General features: G+C 72.1%; 12 protein-coding genes. 5 read left to right on the top strand and 7 right to left on the bottom strand.

Going from position 1 to position 18,134, the window contains the following annotated elements; genetic code table 11:
• The first annotated feature begins 104 nt into the window (after positions 1–104).
• Complete coding sequence (locus tag NDAS_RS16395) at positions 105–1,721, top strand: hypothetical protein (RefSeq protein WP_041553203.1); 1,617 nt, start codon at positions 105–107, stop codon at positions 1,719–1,721.
• A 40-nt stretch (positions 1,722–1,761) separates the two neighbouring features.
• On the opposite strand, the gene NDAS_RS16400 is transcribed toward NDAS_RS16395, so the two are convergent.
• The 4 genes from NDAS_RS16400 to NDAS_RS16415 form a co-directional block, all read right to left on the bottom strand.
• Entirely contained in the window at positions 1,762–2,559 is a 798-nt protein-coding gene (locus NDAS_RS16400; protein WP_013154329.1) for a tyrosine-protein phosphatase, read from the bottom strand.
• A gap of 47 nt (positions 2,560–2,606) precedes the next feature.
• Positions 2,607–3,338, bottom strand: coding sequence for a nucleotidyltransferase family protein (locus NDAS_RS16405; RefSeq protein ID WP_013154330.1), 732 nt, complete (start codon positions 3,336–3,338; stop codon positions 2,607–2,609).
• 42 nt (positions 3,339–3,380) lie between these two features.
• Positions 3,381–5,852, bottom strand: a complete 2,472-nt coding sequence (locus NDAS_RS16410; RefSeq protein WP_013154331.1) for an AAA family ATPase — start codon at positions 5,850–5,852, stop codon at positions 3,381–3,383.
• A gap of 192 nt (positions 5,853–6,044) precedes the next feature.
• Positions 6,045–6,743, bottom strand: a complete 699-nt coding sequence (locus NDAS_RS16415) for a ribonuclease HII (RefSeq protein WP_013154332.1) — start codon at positions 6,741–6,743, stop codon at positions 6,045–6,047.
• A 207-nt stretch (positions 6,744–6,950) separates the two neighbouring features.
• Here NDAS_RS16415 and NDAS_RS16420 point away from each other — a divergent pair, with 207 nt between their 5' ends.
• From NDAS_RS16420 to NDAS_RS16430, 3 genes are all read left to right on the top strand, one after another.
• A complete protein-coding gene (locus NDAS_RS16420; protein WP_013154333.1) occupies positions 6,951–7,523 on the top strand; it encodes a DoxX family protein in 573 nt (190 codons plus the stop codon).
• Between the two features lie 78 nt (positions 7,524–7,601).
• The gene (locus NDAS_RS16425; RefSeq protein ID WP_013154334.1) at positions 7,602–8,258 is read left to right on the top strand and encodes a hypothetical protein; all 657 of its coding nucleotides are present in this window, start codon (positions 7,602–7,604) and stop codon (positions 8,256–8,258) included.
• A gap of 210 nt (positions 8,259–8,468) precedes the next feature.
• On the top strand, positions 8,469–8,660 hold the full coding sequence (locus tag NDAS_RS16430; protein WP_013154335.1) for a hypothetical protein: 192 nt from the start codon (positions 8,469–8,471) through the stop codon (positions 8,658–8,660).
• 134 nt (positions 8,661–8,794) lie between these two features.
• Here the strand turns inward: NDAS_RS16430 and NDAS_RS16435 are convergent, their stop codons facing one another.
• Positions 8,795–10,261: an SPFH domain-containing protein gene (locus NDAS_RS16435; protein ID WP_013154336.1), complete on the bottom strand. Its 1,467-nt coding sequence runs from the start codon at positions 10,259–10,261 to the stop codon at positions 8,795–8,797.
• Positions 10,262–12,085, bottom strand: coding sequence for an SPFH domain-containing protein (locus NDAS_RS16440; protein ID WP_013154337.1), 1,824 nt, complete (start codon positions 12,083–12,085; stop codon positions 10,262–10,264). It lies immediately after the preceding gene.
• 287 nt (positions 12,086–12,372) lie between these two features.
• Between NDAS_RS16440 and NDAS_RS16445 the strand changes: the two genes are divergently transcribed.
• On the top strand, positions 12,373–12,678 hold the full coding sequence (locus NDAS_RS16445) for a hypothetical protein (RefSeq protein WP_013154338.1): 306 nt from the start codon (positions 12,373–12,375) through the stop codon (positions 12,676–12,678).
• Positions 12,679–12,744: 66 nt separating this feature from the next.
• On the opposite strand, the gene NDAS_RS16450 is transcribed toward NDAS_RS16445, so the two are convergent.
• The gene (locus NDAS_RS16450) at positions 12,745–18,084 is read right to left on the bottom strand and encodes an LAGLIDADG family homing endonuclease (protein WP_013154339.1); all 5,340 of its coding nucleotides are present in this window, start codon (positions 18,082–18,084) and stop codon (positions 12,745–12,747) included.
• Positions 18,085–18,134: the final 50 nt, after the last annotated feature.

The following is an 18,134-nucleotide window of genomic DNA, read 5'->3' on the forward strand; positions in this document are numbered from 1 at the left end:
GAACGGAGGAGCGCACACCCGGGCTGGCATACGCTCGGATGGTGCCCTCCCCGATGCCTCCGTCCCCAGGTTCCGAACCGGTTCCCCGCGCCGTCTTCGACGAGATGCTGCGCGCCGCCAGAGCGCTGCTGGCCATGCGCCACCCCCTCGACGCCGAGCTGGCCTTCAGCGAGCTGCTCGGCACGTGGTGGGGGGAGCGGGTCCCCGGCGTGGACGTGGAGAGGCTGCTCGGCGAGGGCCTGGTGGCGCACGCCACCGCCTCCGGCAAGCCCGCGGGGCTGGGCGTGCTCGCGGCGGTCACCGCCCTGGGCACCTCGTCCGAGCAGCGGAGCCTGGCCGAACAGGGGATGATCGCGCTCCGCGAGCGCGGCCTCCAGGTACCGGCGTGGGCCTCCCAGCTCGGCGAGGTCACGCCGGTGGCCGTCTACGTCAGCACCGACCAGTTCGGTGACACCGAGGACTTCGTGTGCGTGTTCAGCCGCGACGGCGACCACCCCGGCCACCCGGGCTCGCTGCCGCCCGAGCACGCGCTGATCCTGGTCCTGGACCACAACGGCGGCGGCGTGCTGCGCGACGCCTGGGTGACCACCAAGGTCGAGCAGCTGCTGGAGAGCTGCCGGGCCAGGGCCGAGACGGACGAGTTCGCGCGGTTCGCCCAGGTGGAGCTGACCGAGGCGCGCGCCCTGCTGTCACGGGCACTGGAGCGCACGGAGCAGGTGGTGGCGGGCGCGTCGGCCGACCGGGCCTCGGGGGCGCTCGTGGAGCCGGTGGGGCTGAAGGTCTCCGACCTGACCGGGGGGTCGCTGGCCGCGCACTTCGCGCTGGCCAACGCGCGGGTGCGGTCCCTGCCCACCCCTCCCGAGGGAGTGGACCCCTTCCCCGCTCCGGTGTGGCGGCGCGACCGGCGCGCGGTGCTGGCCGCCCGCTTCCTGGCCTCGGACGAGGCCGCCGAGCTCTCCGACTCCTACGCGGCGAGCCGCTGCGCCGACCACATCATCACGCACGGCTGCGACGTGGACGGCGGTCGGCCGATGCGCGTCAGCCCGCGCAAGGTGGAGTCCTTCCTGCTGCACTGGCTGCCCGGCCGGGTGGTGCTGCTGCCCGAGGAGCAGGAGGCCATGCCGCACGTGCTGGCCGCGTGGGTGCGCTGGGCGGGCCGCCGCGGCGGGCTGCCGCAGGTGGCGGTGGGCGCGACGCTGGACGCGGTGTGGGAGTCCACCGCGGAGTTCACCCGTACCTACCGCGATCCGGCGCGCCCGCTGGGGCTGCGCCAGGAGGCGGTGCGGCGGCTGATGCCCGACGGCGACTTCTCGTCGCTGGCGCGGCGGATGTTCGCGTTCCCGCTGCTGGCCAGCGAGCTGGTGACGTGGGCGCCGGAGGAGTTCGACCCGGACACGGCCCGGGGCCGAAGAGCGCTGCTGCGCCTGGACCACTACGGCGAGTACGAGGCGGCCACCCCGCACAGCGGCCGCCACTCCAGCGGGCAGGACCGGTGGTACCGGCCGGTGACCGGCGACGATCCCGAGCGGGAGCGGGAGCTGGACCGGCACGAGCGCCTGGCCCGGCGGCTGTGGCACGGCAGGCCCGCGAACCTGTGGGCGGCGGCGCGCCGGATGCTGGACCGGGGCGTGGACCGGCCCGGCGTGCTGGCCGCGCTGGGCGAGGTGCTGGACGCCGCCTCGGGCGAGAGCGACCTGCGCCGCCGACTGGACGCGCTGTAGGCGGCGCCCGCCCCGGCACCGCGCCCCCGCCGCACGGCGCCTACTCCAGCATGCGCTCGCGCAGCTGCTCGACGGTGGCGTCGGAGAGCTTGAGGCCCTCGGTGACGTAGGCGTCGAAGGAGCCGTGGACCTCGTCCACGTGGGCGAAGGCGGTCTCCAGGTACTCGGCGCGCACCCGCGTCATGGGCACGACCTCCTCCCACTCCAGGGCGCTGTGCCGGGCGAGCCTGCGCATCCACTCGTCGGTGTTGGCCTGGCGCTCGTTGCTGGCCAGGTAGTCGGCGACCACGGCCTCGCGGTCCACGCCCAGCAGGCCGAGCAGCAGGGCGGCGCCCCAGCCGGTGCGGTCCTTGCCCGCGCTGCAGTGGAAGACCAGGGCCGCCGGGCCCCGGGCCACCCGCTCGACCAGCTCGCGATACCCGGCGAGCGCCTCGGCGTCGGTCACGAGCTCGCGGTAGACGCCGTGCATGAAGCGCTCGGCGGCGCCGTCGGCGAACATGAGGCGGGCCTTCTCGGGGTCGGCCAGGGCCAGGGAGAAGTTGGCACCGGACGCCTCGGGGTCCTGCACGGCCACGACCGCGTACTCGGCGCCCTCGGGGACGACGTCGGGGAGGGTCTCGCGCTCGTGCGGGGTGCGCAGGTCGACGAGCTGGCGGATGCCCAGGCCGTTGTAGACGGGCAGCTCGTCCGCGGCGATCGCGTGCAGGGCGTCGGAGCGGTACACGAGCCCGCTGCGGACCGTGCGGCCCGAGGCGGTGCGGTGCCCGCCGAGGTCGCGGAAGTTGGGGGCGCTGGAGAGGAGGAAACCGTCGTTCGTCACCTTGGTGACGATACCCATCCTCCCCGGCGCCCCGTCAGCCGACGTCCGCTCCTCCCCGGCCGGGGTCAGGCGCCCTCGCGCATGGCGGTGATCTGCTCCCCCGCCTCCTTGACGTCCTTGGCGGTGTCCACGCCGCGCCAGAAGCCGTCGATGCGGTAGGCGGCCAGGCGCCCCTCCTCGGCCAGGTCGGGGAAGGTGGAGGACTCGTGGTCGCCCTTGGTGGGCAGCAGCGGGGTGATGCCCGGCTCGAACAGGTACACGCCGGCGTTGATCCACACCGGCAGCAGCGGGCTCTGGGTGAAGCCCTCGATCCGGTCCTGGTCGTCCACGTCCACGATGCCCCAGGTCGTGCGGAACTGGGCCAGGGCCAGGGTGGCCAGGCCGCCCCGCTCCCGGTGGTGGGCGGTCATCTCGTCCAGGGGGAACCAGGTGAGCACGTCGCCGTTGAGCGCGAAGTAGGGGGCCTCCGGGTCGTGCAGGCCGGTGGAGGCGAAGCGCAGGGCCCCGCCGCGGCCGAGCGGCTCGTCCTCGACCAGGAGCGTGACCCGCGGGCCGCCCTCGCGGGCCTCCAGGTGCTCGCGCAGGACCTCGGCCTTGTAGCCGCAGGAGACGACGACGTGTTCGACGCCGTGGCCGGCGAGCCACTCCAGCTGGTAGTCGATGATGGGCCGTCCCGCCACCTCCACCATCGCCTTGGGGCGGGTGTCGGTGTAGGGCCGCAGCCGGGTGGCCTGGCCGCCGGCGAGGATGAGCGCCTGGGTGACGGGAGACGCGGAGGAAGTGGGTGCAGCGGTCATGATCCGGACACTAGCAGCACGCCTGTACGCGCCCCCTCGGGTCTACTGCGTCGCCTCGGCGTAGGCCTTGCGGACGTCGGCGCTGGTCAGGACGGTGAGTTCGGCGGCGGTCGCGGCCTCGCCCAGCTCCTGGGACACGCGCAGGTCGCGGTGGGAGCACGCCTTCTCGAACAGGGAGCGGGCGAAGCGGCCGTTGCCGAGCTCGTCGATCCACCCGGCCTCGCACACGTGCGCGAAGATGCTGCGCAGGTCCTCGCGCGCGGTGTCGTCGAAGGCGTCACCGGTGCGGGCGGCCACGGTCTCGGCGATCTCGGTGAGCTCGTCGGCGGTGTAGGAGGGGAAGCGCACCCGCACGTTGAACCGCGAGGACAGTCCGGCGTTGGAGGCCAGGAAACGCTCCATCTCCGCCGGGTAGCCCGCGAGCACGACCACGAGCCGGGACCGGTCGTCCTCGGCCCGCTTGAGCAGGGTCTGGATGGCCTCGGAGCCGAAGGCGTCGCCGCCGCTGTAGCCGGGGTTGACCAGGGAGTAGGCCTCGTCCACGAACAGCACGCCGCCCAGCGCCCGGTCCACGAGCCGGTTGGTCTTGACCGCCGTGGCGCCCAGGTGCTCGCCGACCAGGTCGGCGCGCTGGGCCTCGACCACGTCGGCGCGGCCGAGCAGTCCCAGCGCCGCGAAGACCCGGCCGAGCACGCGGGCGACGGTGGTCTTGCCGGTACCGGGCGGACCGGAGAACACGAAGTGCCGCATGGGCGCCTGGTTGAGCAGCCCCTGCTCCTCGCGGAGCTTGGCCACCCGCAGCTGGGCCACGATGGAGCGGACCTGCTCCTTGACCGGCTCCAGACCGATCATGGCGTCCAGCTCGGCCAGTGCCTCCCCGATGCCGGGCGCCTCCCCGAAACCGGGCAGGCGCGAGGTCAGCTCCCGGTGGGCGGCCTCCACGTCCGAGGCGCGGACGGTGATGAGGTCCTCGGCCTCGGGCCGGGGCGCGGGCTCGGCGCCGTCCACCCCGGCGGTGACCACGCGCACGTCGCGGGCCTGGGCGGCCTTCTCCACCACCGAGCGGGCGAAGCGGCCGTTGCCGAGCTCGTCGACCACCTCGCGCTGGACCACCTGGTCGAACCTTCGCCGCAGCGCCTGGGCGGCTTCCCCGTCGAGGATGTCGCCGCGCTGGTGGACGAGGGACTCGGCGATGCGGAACAGCTCGTCGGCGGTGTAGCTGGGGAAGCTGATGCGGGTGGCGAAGCGCGAGGCCAGACCGGGGTTGGAGGCCAGGAAGGCGTCCATCTCCTTCTCGTACCCGGCCAGGACGACGACGAGCTGGTCGCGGTCGTCCTCGGCGCGCTTGAGCAGGGTCTGCACGGCCTCGTTGCCGAACCGGTCGGCCTGGCCGTCGCCCTCGTTGACCAGGGAGTAGGCCTCGTCCACGAACAGCACGCCGCCCAGCGCCCGGTCGATGAGCTCGTTGGTCCTGATGGCGGTCGCGCCCAGGTACTCCCCCACGAGGTCGGCCCGCTGGGCCTCGACCACGCGGGAGGTGGGCAGCAGCCCGAAGGAGTGGAAGATGGTGGCCAGGGTGCGGGCGACGCTGGTCTTGCCGGTGCCGGGCGGGCCGGAGAAGACCAGGTGGCGCAGGGGCCGCTCGACGGGGAAGCCCGCGTCGGCGCGCAGGCGGGCCGCCTCGATGGAGGCGGCGATCCCGCGCACCTGCTGTTTGACCGGGTCGAGGCCGACCATGTCCTCCAGTTCGGCCAGGGCCTGGTCGACGGGGACGGGCTCGTCGTCGCTGTCGGCGGAGGAGGCCCCGCGGGAGCCGCTGCCGGTGCGTGCGCGCAGCGGCCGGGTGCGGCCGTCGGCTCCGTCCCGGCCCCCGGGCGCGTTCGCGGGGCCCGCGCCGCCGTTGCGGCGCGAGACGGGCATGGACTTGGCCGTCTCGCGCCGGTTGGCCTCGCTCTCGCGGTGGATCTGGCGCGAGGCCGACAGCCGCCACAGCAGGCAGGCGCCCGCGGCGGCGTAGAGCAGGGCGATCCCCCAGGAGGCGGCGAAGGGCTCGACGACCAGCCCGACCAGGGCCAGGGAGAACCCGGCGATGAGCCCGGCGGTCAGCGAGAGCACGGTGGTGTGCCAGACGGGGAACTCGCGCGCCCGCCCGGCGGCCAGGACCACGAGCGGGGGCAGGGGCAGGACCAGCAGCGTGACGGGTTCGCCGGTGAGGGGGATCTGGAAGAGGGGAACGGCCACCGCGAGCCAGAGCACGCACACCATGACGGTGGCGAAGGCGTCGACGGAGCGCATGAGGGCGGCCAGGACCATGAGCAGGACCAGGGCCGCGGTGACCGCGCCGAAGACGGAGACCCCCGTGACGAACGCGACGACGGCGACCACGGTCAGCGGGACCAGTGCGGACGCGAGCCGTCGGCCGAGGGGGATCCGGTGGTAGAGGGCGCGCATGCGGTCGAGTCCCGAGGCGCGTCCCGGCTCCGCGGCGGCGGTGGAGCGCATCTCACGCGTCATCCATGAACCTTCCTGGGTGGGGGTCCGTGGCGGTCGGCTCTCCTGACCGGCGGGGTTCGGGTCGGGGGCGGGAGGCGTCGGGGGGCCGACGTCCACAGCCACAGCCTTGCCCCAAGTGGGGCGGATGTCCAGTACGGGACCGCGTGTCGTGCCCCCTGGCCGGGGGTCTCCCGGGGGCCGCGGGTCCGGTGCTCACAGCAGGGGGAGCTGCCCGCCGGAAGCGGGGCGGACCCTGCGCAGGTGCTTCCATCGGGGCAGGTCGTCGAGGTAGGACCAGCTCATGCGGTGGTGCGGGGTGGGCCCGGACTCGGCCAGGGCGGCGCGGTGCACGGGCGAGGGGTACCCGGCGGCCCGCTCGAACCCGTAGCCCGGATGGTCGGCGGCCAGCTCGGCCATGAGGGCGTCGCGGCGGACCTTGGCCAGGATCGCGGCGGCGGCGACGCTGACGCAGGCCAGATCGCCCTTGACGCAGGTGCGCACCCTCCAGGGGCGGCCGATGAAGTCGTGCCTGCCGTCGAGGATGACGGCGTCGGGCCGGGGGGAGAGCGCGTCCAGGGCGCGGCGGGAGGCCCGGTGCAGCGCCTCGGTCATGCCGACCTCGTCGATCTCCTCGGGGGAGGACCAGCCGAAGGCGTGGTCGGCGACCCAGGGGCGCAGCTGGTCGGCGATCTCCCGGCGGCGTTTGGGGGTCAGGCGCTTGGAGTCGGTCAGCCCGGGGGGCGGGGCGCCCTCGCCGGGGACGGCGGCGCAGACCAGGAGCGGCCCGGCCCAGGCGCCGCGGCCCACCTCGTCCACCCCGGCGACCACCCGCGCGCCGGAGGAGCGGAGCTCGTCCTCCAGCTCGTAGGTGGGTGCGGCGGGCGGCGGGGAGGGAGTGGATGTGGTCGGCACGGTGTCCACCTTAGGGCGTGCGGCGCGGACGCCGTGCGGGACCCGGGGTGCGGCAGACCCCGGCCCGCGCGCCCGGGCCCCGATCCGGACGAGGCGGTCCCCCGCGCGCCCTTTCGCGCGACTCGCCGGTCACCACGGCAGGCCAAAGCCCATGACTTTGTGTAGTTTCCGCTTGTCAGGACCGCCGGACGCCCGGGAGGAGCGGACATGCAGCGCGCCAGGCCGTACCCGCGGCCACGGATCTCCCGGGGACGCCTCTACGACGTCGTCGCCGCCCTCGTCCGGGTGGGCGTCGGGTGGATGTTCACCGAGTACGGGCTCGCGCTGCGCGGCCGGGAGGCCGCGGTCGCCGCACACCTGGACGCCGTCGGACTGGGCGTACTGTCCCCGGTGGCCGGGACGCTGCCCGCCCTGCTCGTCGCGCTCTCGATCGCCTTCGCCGTGGGCCTGCTCACATGGCTGACCGGCCCCCTGCTCGCCGTCGCGGCCGTGCTCGGCGCCCTCACGGCGGGATCGCCCGGCCTGGCGCCCCTCTCCTCGTGGGGAACGACGTCGCTGGTCACGGCGGTGTGCGTACTGATGGCCGTGAGCGGCGGACGCTGGTCATGGGACCACCTCGTCCTCTCACCGCGCGTCGGCGTGCGACACCGGAAACACCGCCGTCACCCGTCCGCGACCCGAGGGAAGGACGGCGGCGTTTCCTCGCGTCTCCCCGAACACGCCCCGCCACTGCTCTATCCTGTGGAGCAGGCCGTGCTTCGGCGGCCGTATCGACTGTGACGCGGCCCCCTGCGGCCCCTTCTTCCCGTTCGCTGCGGGTCCGCGTCCCCATGACACGGATTCGGTGGAGGGAACGCCATGTCCGCCGCAGCTTCCGGCCCGACCCCTGACAGGTCCCTGGCCAAGCTGATCGAGATCGCGGAGAAGCCGACGCTCGGCCAGCGACTGATCAGCTGGGCCTCCCGTCCACCCGGGCGGCTCTACATCCCCGCCTGCGGCGTGGTCGGCCTGGTCCTGCTCTTCGAGGACAGCGTCCCCGGCGGGCACCTGCCCACGTTCTTCATCGGCCTGGTGGGCGGTCTGCTGCTCGCCGGGATGGGCGCGCTGCGCCTGGGCATCGCCCTGGCGGTGGCCCGGCCGATGATCCGCTACTACTGGCTGCGCTGGGTGTCCGCACCGGTGATCGCCGCCGCCGCGATCGGCCTGGCCGTGGCCGACGCCCCGCTCCAGAGCCGGATCAGCGCCTCCTCCGACCAGCTGCTCTCGCTGCGCGAGGACACCGACGGCCGCACCTCCATCCCGCTCAACGGCGAACGGGTGGGGCTGTACTCGCTGCGCAGCGTCTCGGCGTACGAGGGTGTCACCCACTACGCGGTGGAGGGTTCGGGGCTGTTCAGCCCCTCGGGTCTGGCGCACAGCACCGAGCCGATTCCCGAGGGCGTCTTCGTCCCCGGGCAGGGCTCCAGGATCTACGAACACGTGTCGGGCGACTGGTACGTCTGGGTCAACCACTAGACCGCGCCCCGCACCCGTGACCCGCCCGCCGCGCCGCCGCGCGGCGGGCGGCCGCGTTCCCACCGCCGGGAACTGACCCTCCCCTTGCCGATCCTTGTCCCCCTCCAACCCTGCTCTCACCCTCGCCGGGTACACAAGGAGACGCCCCCCGGGGGAGAGCCGTCAGGTCCTCCCTCCCCGGCAGCGCCGCCAACCCCGAGGAGAGGCCCCATGCGCGAGTTCGCGCTCACCCTTCACGTGCGCATCCACGACTCGATCACCGCGCTGCGCCGCGCCCACGCGCTCGGCGACGACGACCTGGCCAGCGCGCAGGCGGGCGAGGTCGAGGACCTGGTCGAGATCGCCGCGCGGAACGGGATCGACATCGCCGGGGGCTACTCCTCCCTCTCCCCCGTCGCCTGAGCAACGGACGGGGCGGGGCCCACGCTCTCCCCCCAGGACACGCGGCAGGGGCCCGCGACCGCTACCGGTCGCGGGCCCCTGCCCTGTGCCCGGCCCCTGCCCCGCGGCCGACCCGCGGGGCAGGGGCCGCCGGGTCAGCGGCGCCCCTGCCCGCCGTACCCCTCTCCGCGCTCGAACTGCTCGCGCATCGCGGCGCCCTGCTGGCGCTGGTACTCGTCGGCCAGCTGCTGCTGGCGCTCGGCGGCCGCGGCGACCGCTCCCTGCGCGGAGTCCAGGACCTCCCTGGCCCCGCCCGAGCCGCCCGAGCCGCCCAGCGGCGTCCGCGCGCCCCGGCCGTCCATCACCTGGGGCAGCAGCTGCGCGGTCAGCAGCGTCGACAGCGCCGAACCGTCCCCCGCGCCCGCCTCGGTCTGCACCACCACCGGACGCGGGGCGCGCCCGGCCAGGGTGGCGCCCACGTCCAGGCGGCGACGGGCCAGCTCGTACTCCAGCACCGCCCGGTTGTCCCGGTAGGCCGTGGCCAGGCGCTCCTGCGCCTTCGCCTCGTTCTCGGCGGCCACCAGGTCGGCGCGCCCGCGCGTCTCGATCTCGTAGCGCACCCGCTGCGCCTCGGTCTCCTGCTCCTCCAGCATCTGCGCCACGTCCTTGCGCGCCTTGTTGAGGGAGGCGTTGACCTCGACGATCTTGGCGTCACGGGTCTTCTTGGAGCGCTCGATGTCCATCAGCAGGGTATCGATCCGGCGCTTGCGCGTCAGCTCCCACTCCTGCTCGTAGGCCACCAGCTCCTTGGCCACCCGCTCCCGGGTGGACAGGTGCTGCTGGTACTGGCTGGGCAGCTGCACGTCGGGGATGTTGCAGCCGGTGATGCGCACACCGTACTTCTCCAGCTGCCCGTTGAGCAGGCGGCGCATGTCCTCGACGTTGGAACCGCGCAGGTCGTAGGCGGACTCGGTGTTGACCAGGCGGCTGCGCTGGCGGATGGCGTCCTGCACCGCGCTGGAGAGCACGAGGTCGAAGTTGCTCGCGCCGATGATCGTCACGAACCGGATCGGGTCGGTGATCTGGAACTTGAGGAAGAACTCGATCGACTTCAGCGGCACGTTCTCCCGCGTGGGGCAGGCCAGGACCGGCGCCGTGTAGGGGATCTCCGTGCGGGTGTCCACCACGAAGTCCACCCGCGACCACGGGTGCCACAGGTAGTGGCGGCCCGGCCCGATCGGCTTCACGATCGCGCCGTACTTGGTGAGGATGCCGTGCGTGCCCTCCTCGATCTCGATGATCGAGCTGCGCCACCACCACAGGCCCGCCACGACGATGCTGAGGACGCCGACGATCAGGGTCGGCACGGCCAGCACGACGTAGGCGACCCCGAGGACGAACCCGCCCGCCGAGGCGTTGAGGGCCATCATCAGCGCCGAGCACAGGGCGAACAGGCCGAACCAGACCAGGACGGTCCACCGCAGGCCCCGGTTGTCGCGCGGGATGACCACGGGGACGATCGCGCCCTGGTCCCCGCCGCGCAGCAGACCGGCCAGGTCGCCCCACGAGGCGAGGGACTCCTTGATGCTGGAGCCGCCTCCGGCGTTCACTGACAGGCTCATCTACTGACCTCCCTCGTCGGGGCCGAAGCCCTGGGTGCCGCGCGACCACGGCGGCGGGGGCGGGTCCTCCAGGGACCGGTGGGGGGCGTCCGAGGGCGGCGGCGCGTCGACCGGCGGCCCGGCGGGGTCCTGCTCCCGCGGGGCCTCGTGCCGACCGTGCGGCTCCTGGGACCCCTGGGGTGCCTGAGATGCCTGGGGCGCCTGGGGTGCCTCGGACATGCGCTCGTCGATGGCCTGCTCGGAGACGGACTGGCGGATCTCCTCCACCAGCTCCTCCCCCGGGTCCTCGCCCCGGCCCGGCTCGGCCCTGGGGCCGCCGGCCTCACGCACCAGAGCGCTGATCTCCTGCTCGCGCTCGGCTATGCGGCCCCGGATGTCGCCGAGGCGGGAGCGGAGGGCGTCCATGTCCTCCTGCGAGAACAGGGCGGTGTCGGCCTGGCCGATGATCTCCTGGGCGATGCGCAGGTAGTCGACGCTGGCGGCGTCGCCCGACCCGATCCGCAGGACCTGCGGGAGGCTGTCGGCCACCGCCTCCAGCTTGTCCAGGAGGGTCTCGCGGAAGCGGTAGTTGAGGATCTCGGGGGCGTCGGCGGCGCTCACCGCGCGGATGTCCAGGGCCTGGGCCTGCAACAGGGCCGCGTTGGCGTTGGCCTCGGACTGGGCCTCGACGAAGCGCTGGTGGGCCAGGGAGCGGGCCCGGTTGGTCTCGCGCTCCAGGGCGGTGTCCATCTGCGCCTGGTACTGGGCGATGTCGGCCTGGATCGCGGACAGGGTCTCGTTGAGGGTCGCCAGCTCCTTGTTCAGGTCGCCCTCGTTCTGCTCCTTGCGCAGCTGGAGCTCGTACTCGAAGGTGTAGGCGTCCTTGGCGACGCGGACCATCTCCGGCGCCGCCAGGTCCATCCGGTACTCCTGGTTGGAGGGCTCGGCGTGGGTGATGTTGGCGCTGGTCAGCTCCACGATCCCGCTGAACTGGCGGTTGAGCTGCTCCACCAGGCTCTGGGTGTTGTCACCCACCATGTCGTAGATGGCCGAGGCCTGCTGCTCGTAGATGAGGCTCCGCGTGGTCTCGCTGATCGCGTTGTTGAGCTTCTCCTGGAAGCCGTTGACACCGCCCAGCGTGTAGACGAAGTCGGTGGCGTTGACGATCCTGAACTGCACGAACAGGTCGATGGAGGCCTGCACGCCGCTCTTGGTGGGCGCCGAGCGGATCGGCGCGTTGAAGGGGTACTCGCGGGTGGTGTTGACGATGTAGGAGACGCGCTTCCAGGGGTTGAAGAGCGTGACCCGCCCGGCCTGGAAGACGTTCTCCATCTTGCCGAAGCGGGTGACGATGGCCTCACAGCCCTCCGGCACCATCACCATGCCCTGGCGCCACCACATGAACACGGCCACCGCGATGGTGATCAGCCAGTAGTGGACGCCGAAGACGGGGTTGAGCAGGGGGTTGCCACCGCTGACCGCCTGGGGGACCAGGACGGTGACGGCGCCCAGCACACCGAGGGCCACCAGCGCGATGGCCGGGAGCATCGTCACGAAGGTGCGTCCGCGGGGGATGACCATGGGGCAGATGACGTGGACCGGCCCGCCGTCGCCGCGCTCGTAGTAGCTGCGGTTGATCGCCTCGCCCGCGTTGTTGAGGGAGGTGCTCTTCTGCTCGATGCGGGTGCCGACGGAGTCACCCTGTTCACGGGCGGCGACGAAGTCCCGGGGGTCGAGGCCACCGCCCTCGGTGGCCTGTTGCAGCGCGTCGGACACCGCCTGGCGCGGATCGCCCCCCTGGGCGACGGCACCGGCCGCGCCGCGCACGGTCTGCGCGAACGACATAGGCATGGGCTCCTTGGTCGGAGGTCGGGAACTATCGGCTACGACGTCGCGTACCGCGGTCCGGTTCCAGGTGGGGACCTGTCCCGTGACCCGATCGGCCGTAGCGGACAGCACCAACCCTGTCATGAGACGCGTCCGGAACCCAGGGCTGTAGACCGGAACGTGACGGGGGCGCGCACCCGTGAGACCAGTCCGGGCGGGCCGGATCACACCGCCGCCGGACGGCGGATAACGTCGTCGGCACACGCAGCCACCGGCTCCGGCCGCAGCGAGAGGGGACACCGTCCATGCCCGCAGTACCCAGTTCCGTCCTGACCACCGCGGGCCTGATCGGCGGCTACACGGTGGCCCGCGCGACGGGCGACCGCCCGCTGGGCGGAGCCGTGCTGGCCGCGTTCGGCGCCGCGGCCTTCGAGACCTGGCGCCGCCGCTCGGGGGTGGGCACGGCGGTCGCGCTCACCGGCGTGTACGTGGGGGCGTTCGGGCTCTCCCACCCGCTGGCGAAGAAGGTCGGCGCCTGGCCCGCCGTGCTGGGGGTGACCGCCGTGACCGCCGCGGTCGCGGCCGTCTCCGGGGACCTCGACCGCGGCTGACGCGGGACCGGGGCGCCGGGGAGGGACGCGGTTCCGCCCCTCCCCCGACCGTCCGCCCGGCGCCGGTCAGCTGCAACCGCTGGTGGCCCCGCAGCCCTCGCAGGCGTAGCAGCTGCCCGACGGGCGCATCTTGGTACCGCAGGTCATGCACAGCGGCGCGTCCGCCACGAAGCCCTTGCCCTCCATCAGCTCCGCGGTGGAGTGCGCCCGGGTCGGCCGCTCCGCCGCCGCGTGCGGCTCCCGCGCGGAGGCCGCCGAGACCTCCTCCGGGGCGTCCGCCCCGCGGGTGGCGGCGGACTGGGCGTAGGACTCCACCTGCGTGGCGACCTGCGCGGGGTCCTCGCCCGCCACCTGCGCCTGGCGCTCGGCGGCCGACAGCACCCCCAGCGCGGCCCGCTCCTCGTAGGGCAGGTGGTCCAGGGCCAGGCGGCGGAAGATGTAGTCCACCACCGACTGGGCCATGCGGATGTCCGGATCGTCGGTCATGCCCGCCGGGTCGAACCGCATGTTCGTGAACTTCTCCACGTAGGTCTCCAGCGGGACCCCGTACTGCAGGGCGATGGAGATCGCGATGGAGAAGGCGTCCATCACCCCGGCCAGGGTGGACCCCTGCTTGCCGAGCTTCATGAACACCTCGCCCAGACCGTCGTCCGGGTAGGAGCCCGCGGTGATGTAGCCCTCGGCCCCGCCCACGGAGAACGACGTGGTCTCGCTCGGTCGCTTCTTGGGCAGGCGGCGGCGGACCGGGCGGGGCGCCTCGACGGCCTCCGCCTCGGGCCCGGCCTCCTTCTCCCGCGTCCCGCCGGTGGACAGCGGCTGGCCCACCTTGCAGTTGTCGCGGTAGACGGCGAGCGCCTTCAGGCCCATCCGCCAGCCCTCGAAGTAGATGTGCTCGAAGTCCTCGACCGAGGCCTCCTCCGGCACGTTCACCGTCTTGGAGATCGCGCCGGACAGGAAGGGCTGTACCGCGGCCATCATCCGCACGTGGCCCATGGGCCGGATGTAGCGGAGCCCCATCGCGCAGTCGAACACCTCGTAGTGCTCGGCGCGCAGGCCGGGCGCGTCCACGACGTGGCCGTTCTCGGAGACGTACTCGACGACGGCCTCGATCTGCTCGTCCTGGTAGCCGAGGTTGCCCAGCGCGCGCGGGATGGCCTGGTTGACGATCTGCATGGAGCCGCCGCCGACCAGCTTCTTGAACTTGACCAGCGAGAAGTCCGGCTCGATACCGGTGGTGTCGCAGTCCATCATGAAGCCGATGGTGTTGTGGCTGACCAGGCCGTTGGCCACGTAGGTGACGTTGTCGGGCACCGAGATGTCGTAGGTCGGCTGCACGCCGCCGTCCTCGTTGGCGCCGACCTCCTCGAAGACGTAGCCGAGGGCGTGTCCCAGCCTGCCGTCGAGCGTCTCGGAGTGAATGGCCGAGGCCAGCTGCCGGGCCACGCCGCCGTACTTCCTCAGCGACTGCACGACCGTCCCCCGCGCGGCGTGCCCGACCGGTACCAGCTCGTCCCACACCTGGCGGGGCAGAACGATCCGGTCGCCCTTGGCCGAGCGGTCCGACTCCAGTTGGACGACGAGCTTGTTCTTGCGGTCGCCCAGGAACCCGACGGTCTCGTCGAAGCGCAGGGCGTGGTCGACGTTGCGCAGGCGGACCACGTGGCAGTCCCCGCCGTACCCGCTCCGGGTCGTGCGCGTGGTGGAGGCCATACCCAGGGTCAGCAGCAGCGTGCGGACCTCTCCGGCGAAGGAGGCGTGCGCGGTGGAGATGCTCGGCACACCCTCCAGGACGGTGCCGTCCGCCTCGAAGAGACCGCGCAGGAAGGCCGCGTACACCGCCGGATCGTTGGTCTCCAGGACCGAGGAGGGCACTCGGGGGGTCCAGCCCTTGCCGGAGTGGTCCTGACCGGGCAAGTCCTTGGCGAACCCCGCCGCCTTCCACCACCGGGCCAGGCGGACCGACGACAGGGTGACCTCCTGGTAGCCCTGTCCGGCGGTCACCGTGGGCGCGAGGCCGAACAGCCCCTTGGCCAGAATGCGCAGGCGCTCGACGACATCCTCGTCGGTGTCGGCGACGCACATGCGGATGCCCTTGGCGTGCAGGCTGCCGTCGCCCATGAAGTAACCGACGAGCTCCGCGAGTTCCTCGTCCACCGCCTCGGGCACGAACAGGTCGTGATCTCCCGTGTAGTAGGCCTGGTCCAGGACCGGCAGCACCACACGGCGGGGCTGCCCGACCAGGGTGCCCAGCTGGACCGGAACGACGTCGCCCTCGGCGATGTCGGCGAAGCGCTTCCACTCCCAGTCACCGGTCCGGGGGGAGACCACCTTGATCCGGTGGGTGTGCGTGCCCTGGAGCCGGTACCCGCCCCTGGTCACGATACGCCGGGTCGGCTCCTCTCCGTTGACGAAGAACCTCGTCGCCTCGCGGGGCCCCTCGTCCGTGGAGACCCGGGCGGAGAGGTCCTGCCACCTGGGCCCGTAGGCGTCGCCCAGTTCGGTGAGCCGGACGAGTCCCCGGTCGGTGGTGACCATGGAGTCGCCGGTGAGGCAGCCGGTGGGCGCGAGAAGGCTCGCCTGGGCGTTGCGCCAGCCGTTGCGCTCGCCGATCCTGAGGCACTCGGCCCACTCGCGGGTGGCCGCGGCGTGGATCGGCTCCTCCAGGGTTCCGACGGTGCGCAGGTCGTCGTTGGCGGCGGCGTGCTTGCGCATGACCCTCTTGTGGGCCCGCTCGTTGCGCCGGTAGCCGTCGTAGGGGCCGACCACCCCGGCCAGCTCGGCGCTGCGCCGGTAGGCGGTGCCGGTCATCAGCGAGGTCACCGCGGCGGCGACGGCGCGCCCGCCCTCGGAGTCGTAGGCGTGGCCGGTCGCCATGAGCAGGGCGCCCAGGTTGGCGTAGCCGATGCCGAGCTGCCGGTAGGCGCGGGTGGTCTCGCCGATCTTCTCCGTGGGGAAGTCGGCGAAGGTGATGGAGACGTCCATCGCCGTGATGACCAGCTCGGTGAGCGCGGTGAAGCGCTCCACGTCGAAGGTGTCGTCCTCGCGCAGGAACTTCAGCAGGTTGATCGAGGCCAGGTTGCAGGACGAGTCGTCCAGGGACATGTACTCCGAGCAGTTGGCGACGACGGTGCCGCCCACGATGTAGGAGTGGTTGCGCGGCTCGGTGAGGTTGTATGTGGTCTCGAATCCCGCGGAACGTCTGGAGAACAGGCGTGTAGTCGTCCTCGTCCTGTACATACGGCGGAAGTCCAGCGCCTCTCGGAGCTTCTCGCTCTTTCCCTCCAGGGAGAAGTTGACGAGGGCGGAGAACTCCTGCATGGACTGGGCCGAGATCCGCAGGTCGAAGAACGGACCGTCACTGCCATAGGTGACCGTGGACCCATCCTTGCGAGTGTAGGAGAACGAATCCGGCTTGCCCTCGGATGTCCTGTAGACACGGCTGGCAATGCCAAACGGGGCGAGGAGTTCCTGGACATCGCGCAGGAGCTGGTCCGAACGGCTGCCCAGACCGATGTAGCGCGTTCCGTTGGCCTTCTGGTCCACCGCGCACCCGTCTGCGTCGAACAGCCCTTGGAGGAACTCCAGCACGGTCTCCTCGGGTGCCTCGAAGAGCGACGGCGGCACTGACTTGTCCTCCGCGCGGGCGCCCAGGCCCAGGGCTCGGACGAACTCGACCATCGTGCGACGCGTGATTCTGAGCTGCTGGGTCCCGTTCGGCTGGAGGCTCGGCTTGCTCCGGTGCCCGGTGAGACGCTCGATGAGCGCCTGGTGCCGAGGAAGGACGTTCTGCTGCTCCTCAGCCGTACCGTAGACGGTCACCACCGCCTGATCACCGACCGAGCCGTCCCCCACGAGCCAGCCGAGGTAGTGCGCGAGGTCGGGATCCTCGTCCCACTTCTCCGGCAGGTACAGAGGACGGACACTCGGCAAGGCCGCCACCGTCCGTACGGCTTCCAGCGCCGCACGGGGAATCCGCAGCGCCGGGTTCGAACGAGGCGCGTACTGGAAGGAACGGACGACTCGGTCATCGGAGAGCAGCTTCTCAGCGTGCACCCAGCCGCGGTTCTCGGTCCACAGACGGTGGTTGGGGGTGCAGCGCAGGAGAGAGCCGTCAGAGAAACGCAGTTCGAGGATCTCATTGGTCCCCGTGACCATGTACTGAGTGGGGATCGTCGCCACCACAGCGTTCTGGGCGTCCGTCTCAGCGGTGATGTCGTTGGTGTACACGGCGAAGGTCTCGCCTCGGGCCGCGCGCTTGATCAGATCACCGATCGGTATATGTCCGCGATCCGTCAGCACGCGCTGATCAGCCGGAAAACACGGGTTGCTCGCACTGATGCGTCCGCTCTCGGGCGTGGTGTGCCAGTCCTGGATCGTGCCGTCGTACTGGATGCCCGGATCCGCGCACTCCCAGGCGGCCCTGGCCATGCGCTGGAACAGCTCCTTGGCGTCCACCGTGGCGACGACCTCGCCGGTGGTGCGGGAGGTCAGGCCGAAGTCGGAGCCGCTCTCCACGGCGCGCATGAACGCGTCGGAGACCCGCACGGAGTTGTTGGCGTTCTGGTACTGGACGCTGAACATGTCGTCACCGCCGAGGTCGACGTCGAACCCGGCGTCGCGCAGGGCACGGATCTTGTGCTCCTCGCGGGCCTTGGTCTCGACGAAGTCCTCGATGTCGGGGTGGTCGACGTCCAGGACGACCATCTTTGCGGCCCGGCGGGTGGCGCCGCCGGACTTGATGGTCCCGGCCGAGGCGTCGGCGCCGCGCATGAAGGAGACGGGGCCTGACGCGGTCCCGCCGGAGGAGAGCAGTTCCTTGCTGGAGCGGATGCGCGACAGGTTCACACCCGCGCCGGACCCGCCCTTGAAGATGATCCCCTCCTCCTTGTACCAGTCCAGGATCGACTCCATGGTGTCGTCCACGGACAGGATAAAACACGCGCTGACCTGGGCTTTTGAGTTCGTGCCGACGTTGAACCACACCGGGGAGTTGAAGCTGAACAGCTGGTGGGCGAGGGCGTGCTTGAGCTCGTGGTCGAAGACCTCGGCGTCCTCGGCGGAGGCGAAGTAGCCGTGTTCGCGGCCGGTCTCGGTGTAGACGCCGACGACGCGGTCGATGAGCTGTTTGAGGCTCCACTCGCGTTCGGGGGTGCCCACCGCGCCGCGGAAGTACTTGCTCGTCACGATCTGGGTGGCGTTCATCGACCAGGAGGAGGGGAACTCCACCCCGCGCTGCTCGAAGTTGACCGTGCCGTCGCGCCAGTTGGTCATGACGACGTCGCGGCGCTCCCACTCCAGGGAGTCGTAGGGGTGCGTGCCCGGGGTGGTGAAGACGCGCCTCACCCTGATCCCCTTGCGGCTGCCCTTGCCCTTGCGTCCGGCCGGACCGCTGGTGGTCTCCGTCATCGCCGGGTCTCCCCTCACTCGTGGGCACGGTCACCGACCGTGCCCGGCGT

The organism is Nocardiopsis dassonvillei subsp. dassonvillei DSM 43111 (genome assembly GCF_000092985.1).
Lineage (GTDB): Bacteria > Actinomycetota > Actinomycetes > Streptosporangiales > Streptosporangiaceae > Nocardiopsis > Nocardiopsis dassonvillei.

What these genes read in the sequence shown, in the direction of transcription:
- NDAS_RS16395 (WP_041553203.1), top strand. Translation starts at nt 105, where the DNA reads ATGCTGCGCGCCGCCAGAGCGCTGCTGGCCATGCGCCACCCCCTCGAC.
- NDAS_RS16400 (WP_013154329.1), bottom strand. Translation starts at nt 2,559, where the DNA reads ATGGGTATCGTCACCAAGGTGACGAACGACGGTTTCCTCCTCTCCAGC.
- NDAS_RS16405 (WP_013154330.1), bottom strand. Translation starts at nt 3,338, where the DNA reads ATGACCGCTGCACCCACTTCCTCCGCGTCTCCCGTCACCCAGGCGCTC.
- NDAS_RS16410 (WP_013154331.1), bottom strand. Translation starts at nt 5,852, where the DNA reads ATGACGCGTGAGATGCGCTCCACCGCCGCCGCGGAGCCGGGACGCGCC.
- NDAS_RS16420 (WP_013154333.1), top strand. Translation starts at nt 6,951, where the DNA reads ATGCAGCGCGCCAGGCCGTACCCGCGGCCACGGATCTCCCGGGGACGC.
- NDAS_RS16425 (WP_013154334.1), top strand. Translation starts at nt 7,602, where the DNA reads ATGTCCGCCGCAGCTTCCGGCCCGACCCCTGACAGGTCCCTGGCCAAG.
- NDAS_RS16430 (WP_013154335.1), top strand. Translation starts at nt 8,469, where the DNA reads ATGCGCGAGTTCGCGCTCACCCTTCACGTGCGCATCCACGACTCGATC.
- NDAS_RS16435 (WP_013154336.1), bottom strand. Translation starts at nt 10,261, where the DNA reads ATGAGCCTGTCAGTGAACGCCGGAGGCGGCTCCAGCATCAAGGAGTCC.
- NDAS_RS16440 (WP_013154337.1), bottom strand. Translation starts at nt 12,085, where the DNA reads ATGTCGTTCGCGCAGACCGTGCGCGGCGCGGCCGGTGCCGTCGCCCAG.
- NDAS_RS16445 (WP_013154338.1), top strand. Translation starts at nt 12,373, where the DNA reads ATGCCCGCAGTACCCAGTTCCGTCCTGACCACCGCGGGCCTGATCGGC.
- NDAS_RS16450 (WP_013154339.1), bottom strand. Translation starts at nt 18,084, where the DNA reads ATGACGGAGACCACCAGCGGTCCGGCCGGACGCAAGGGCAAGGGCAGC.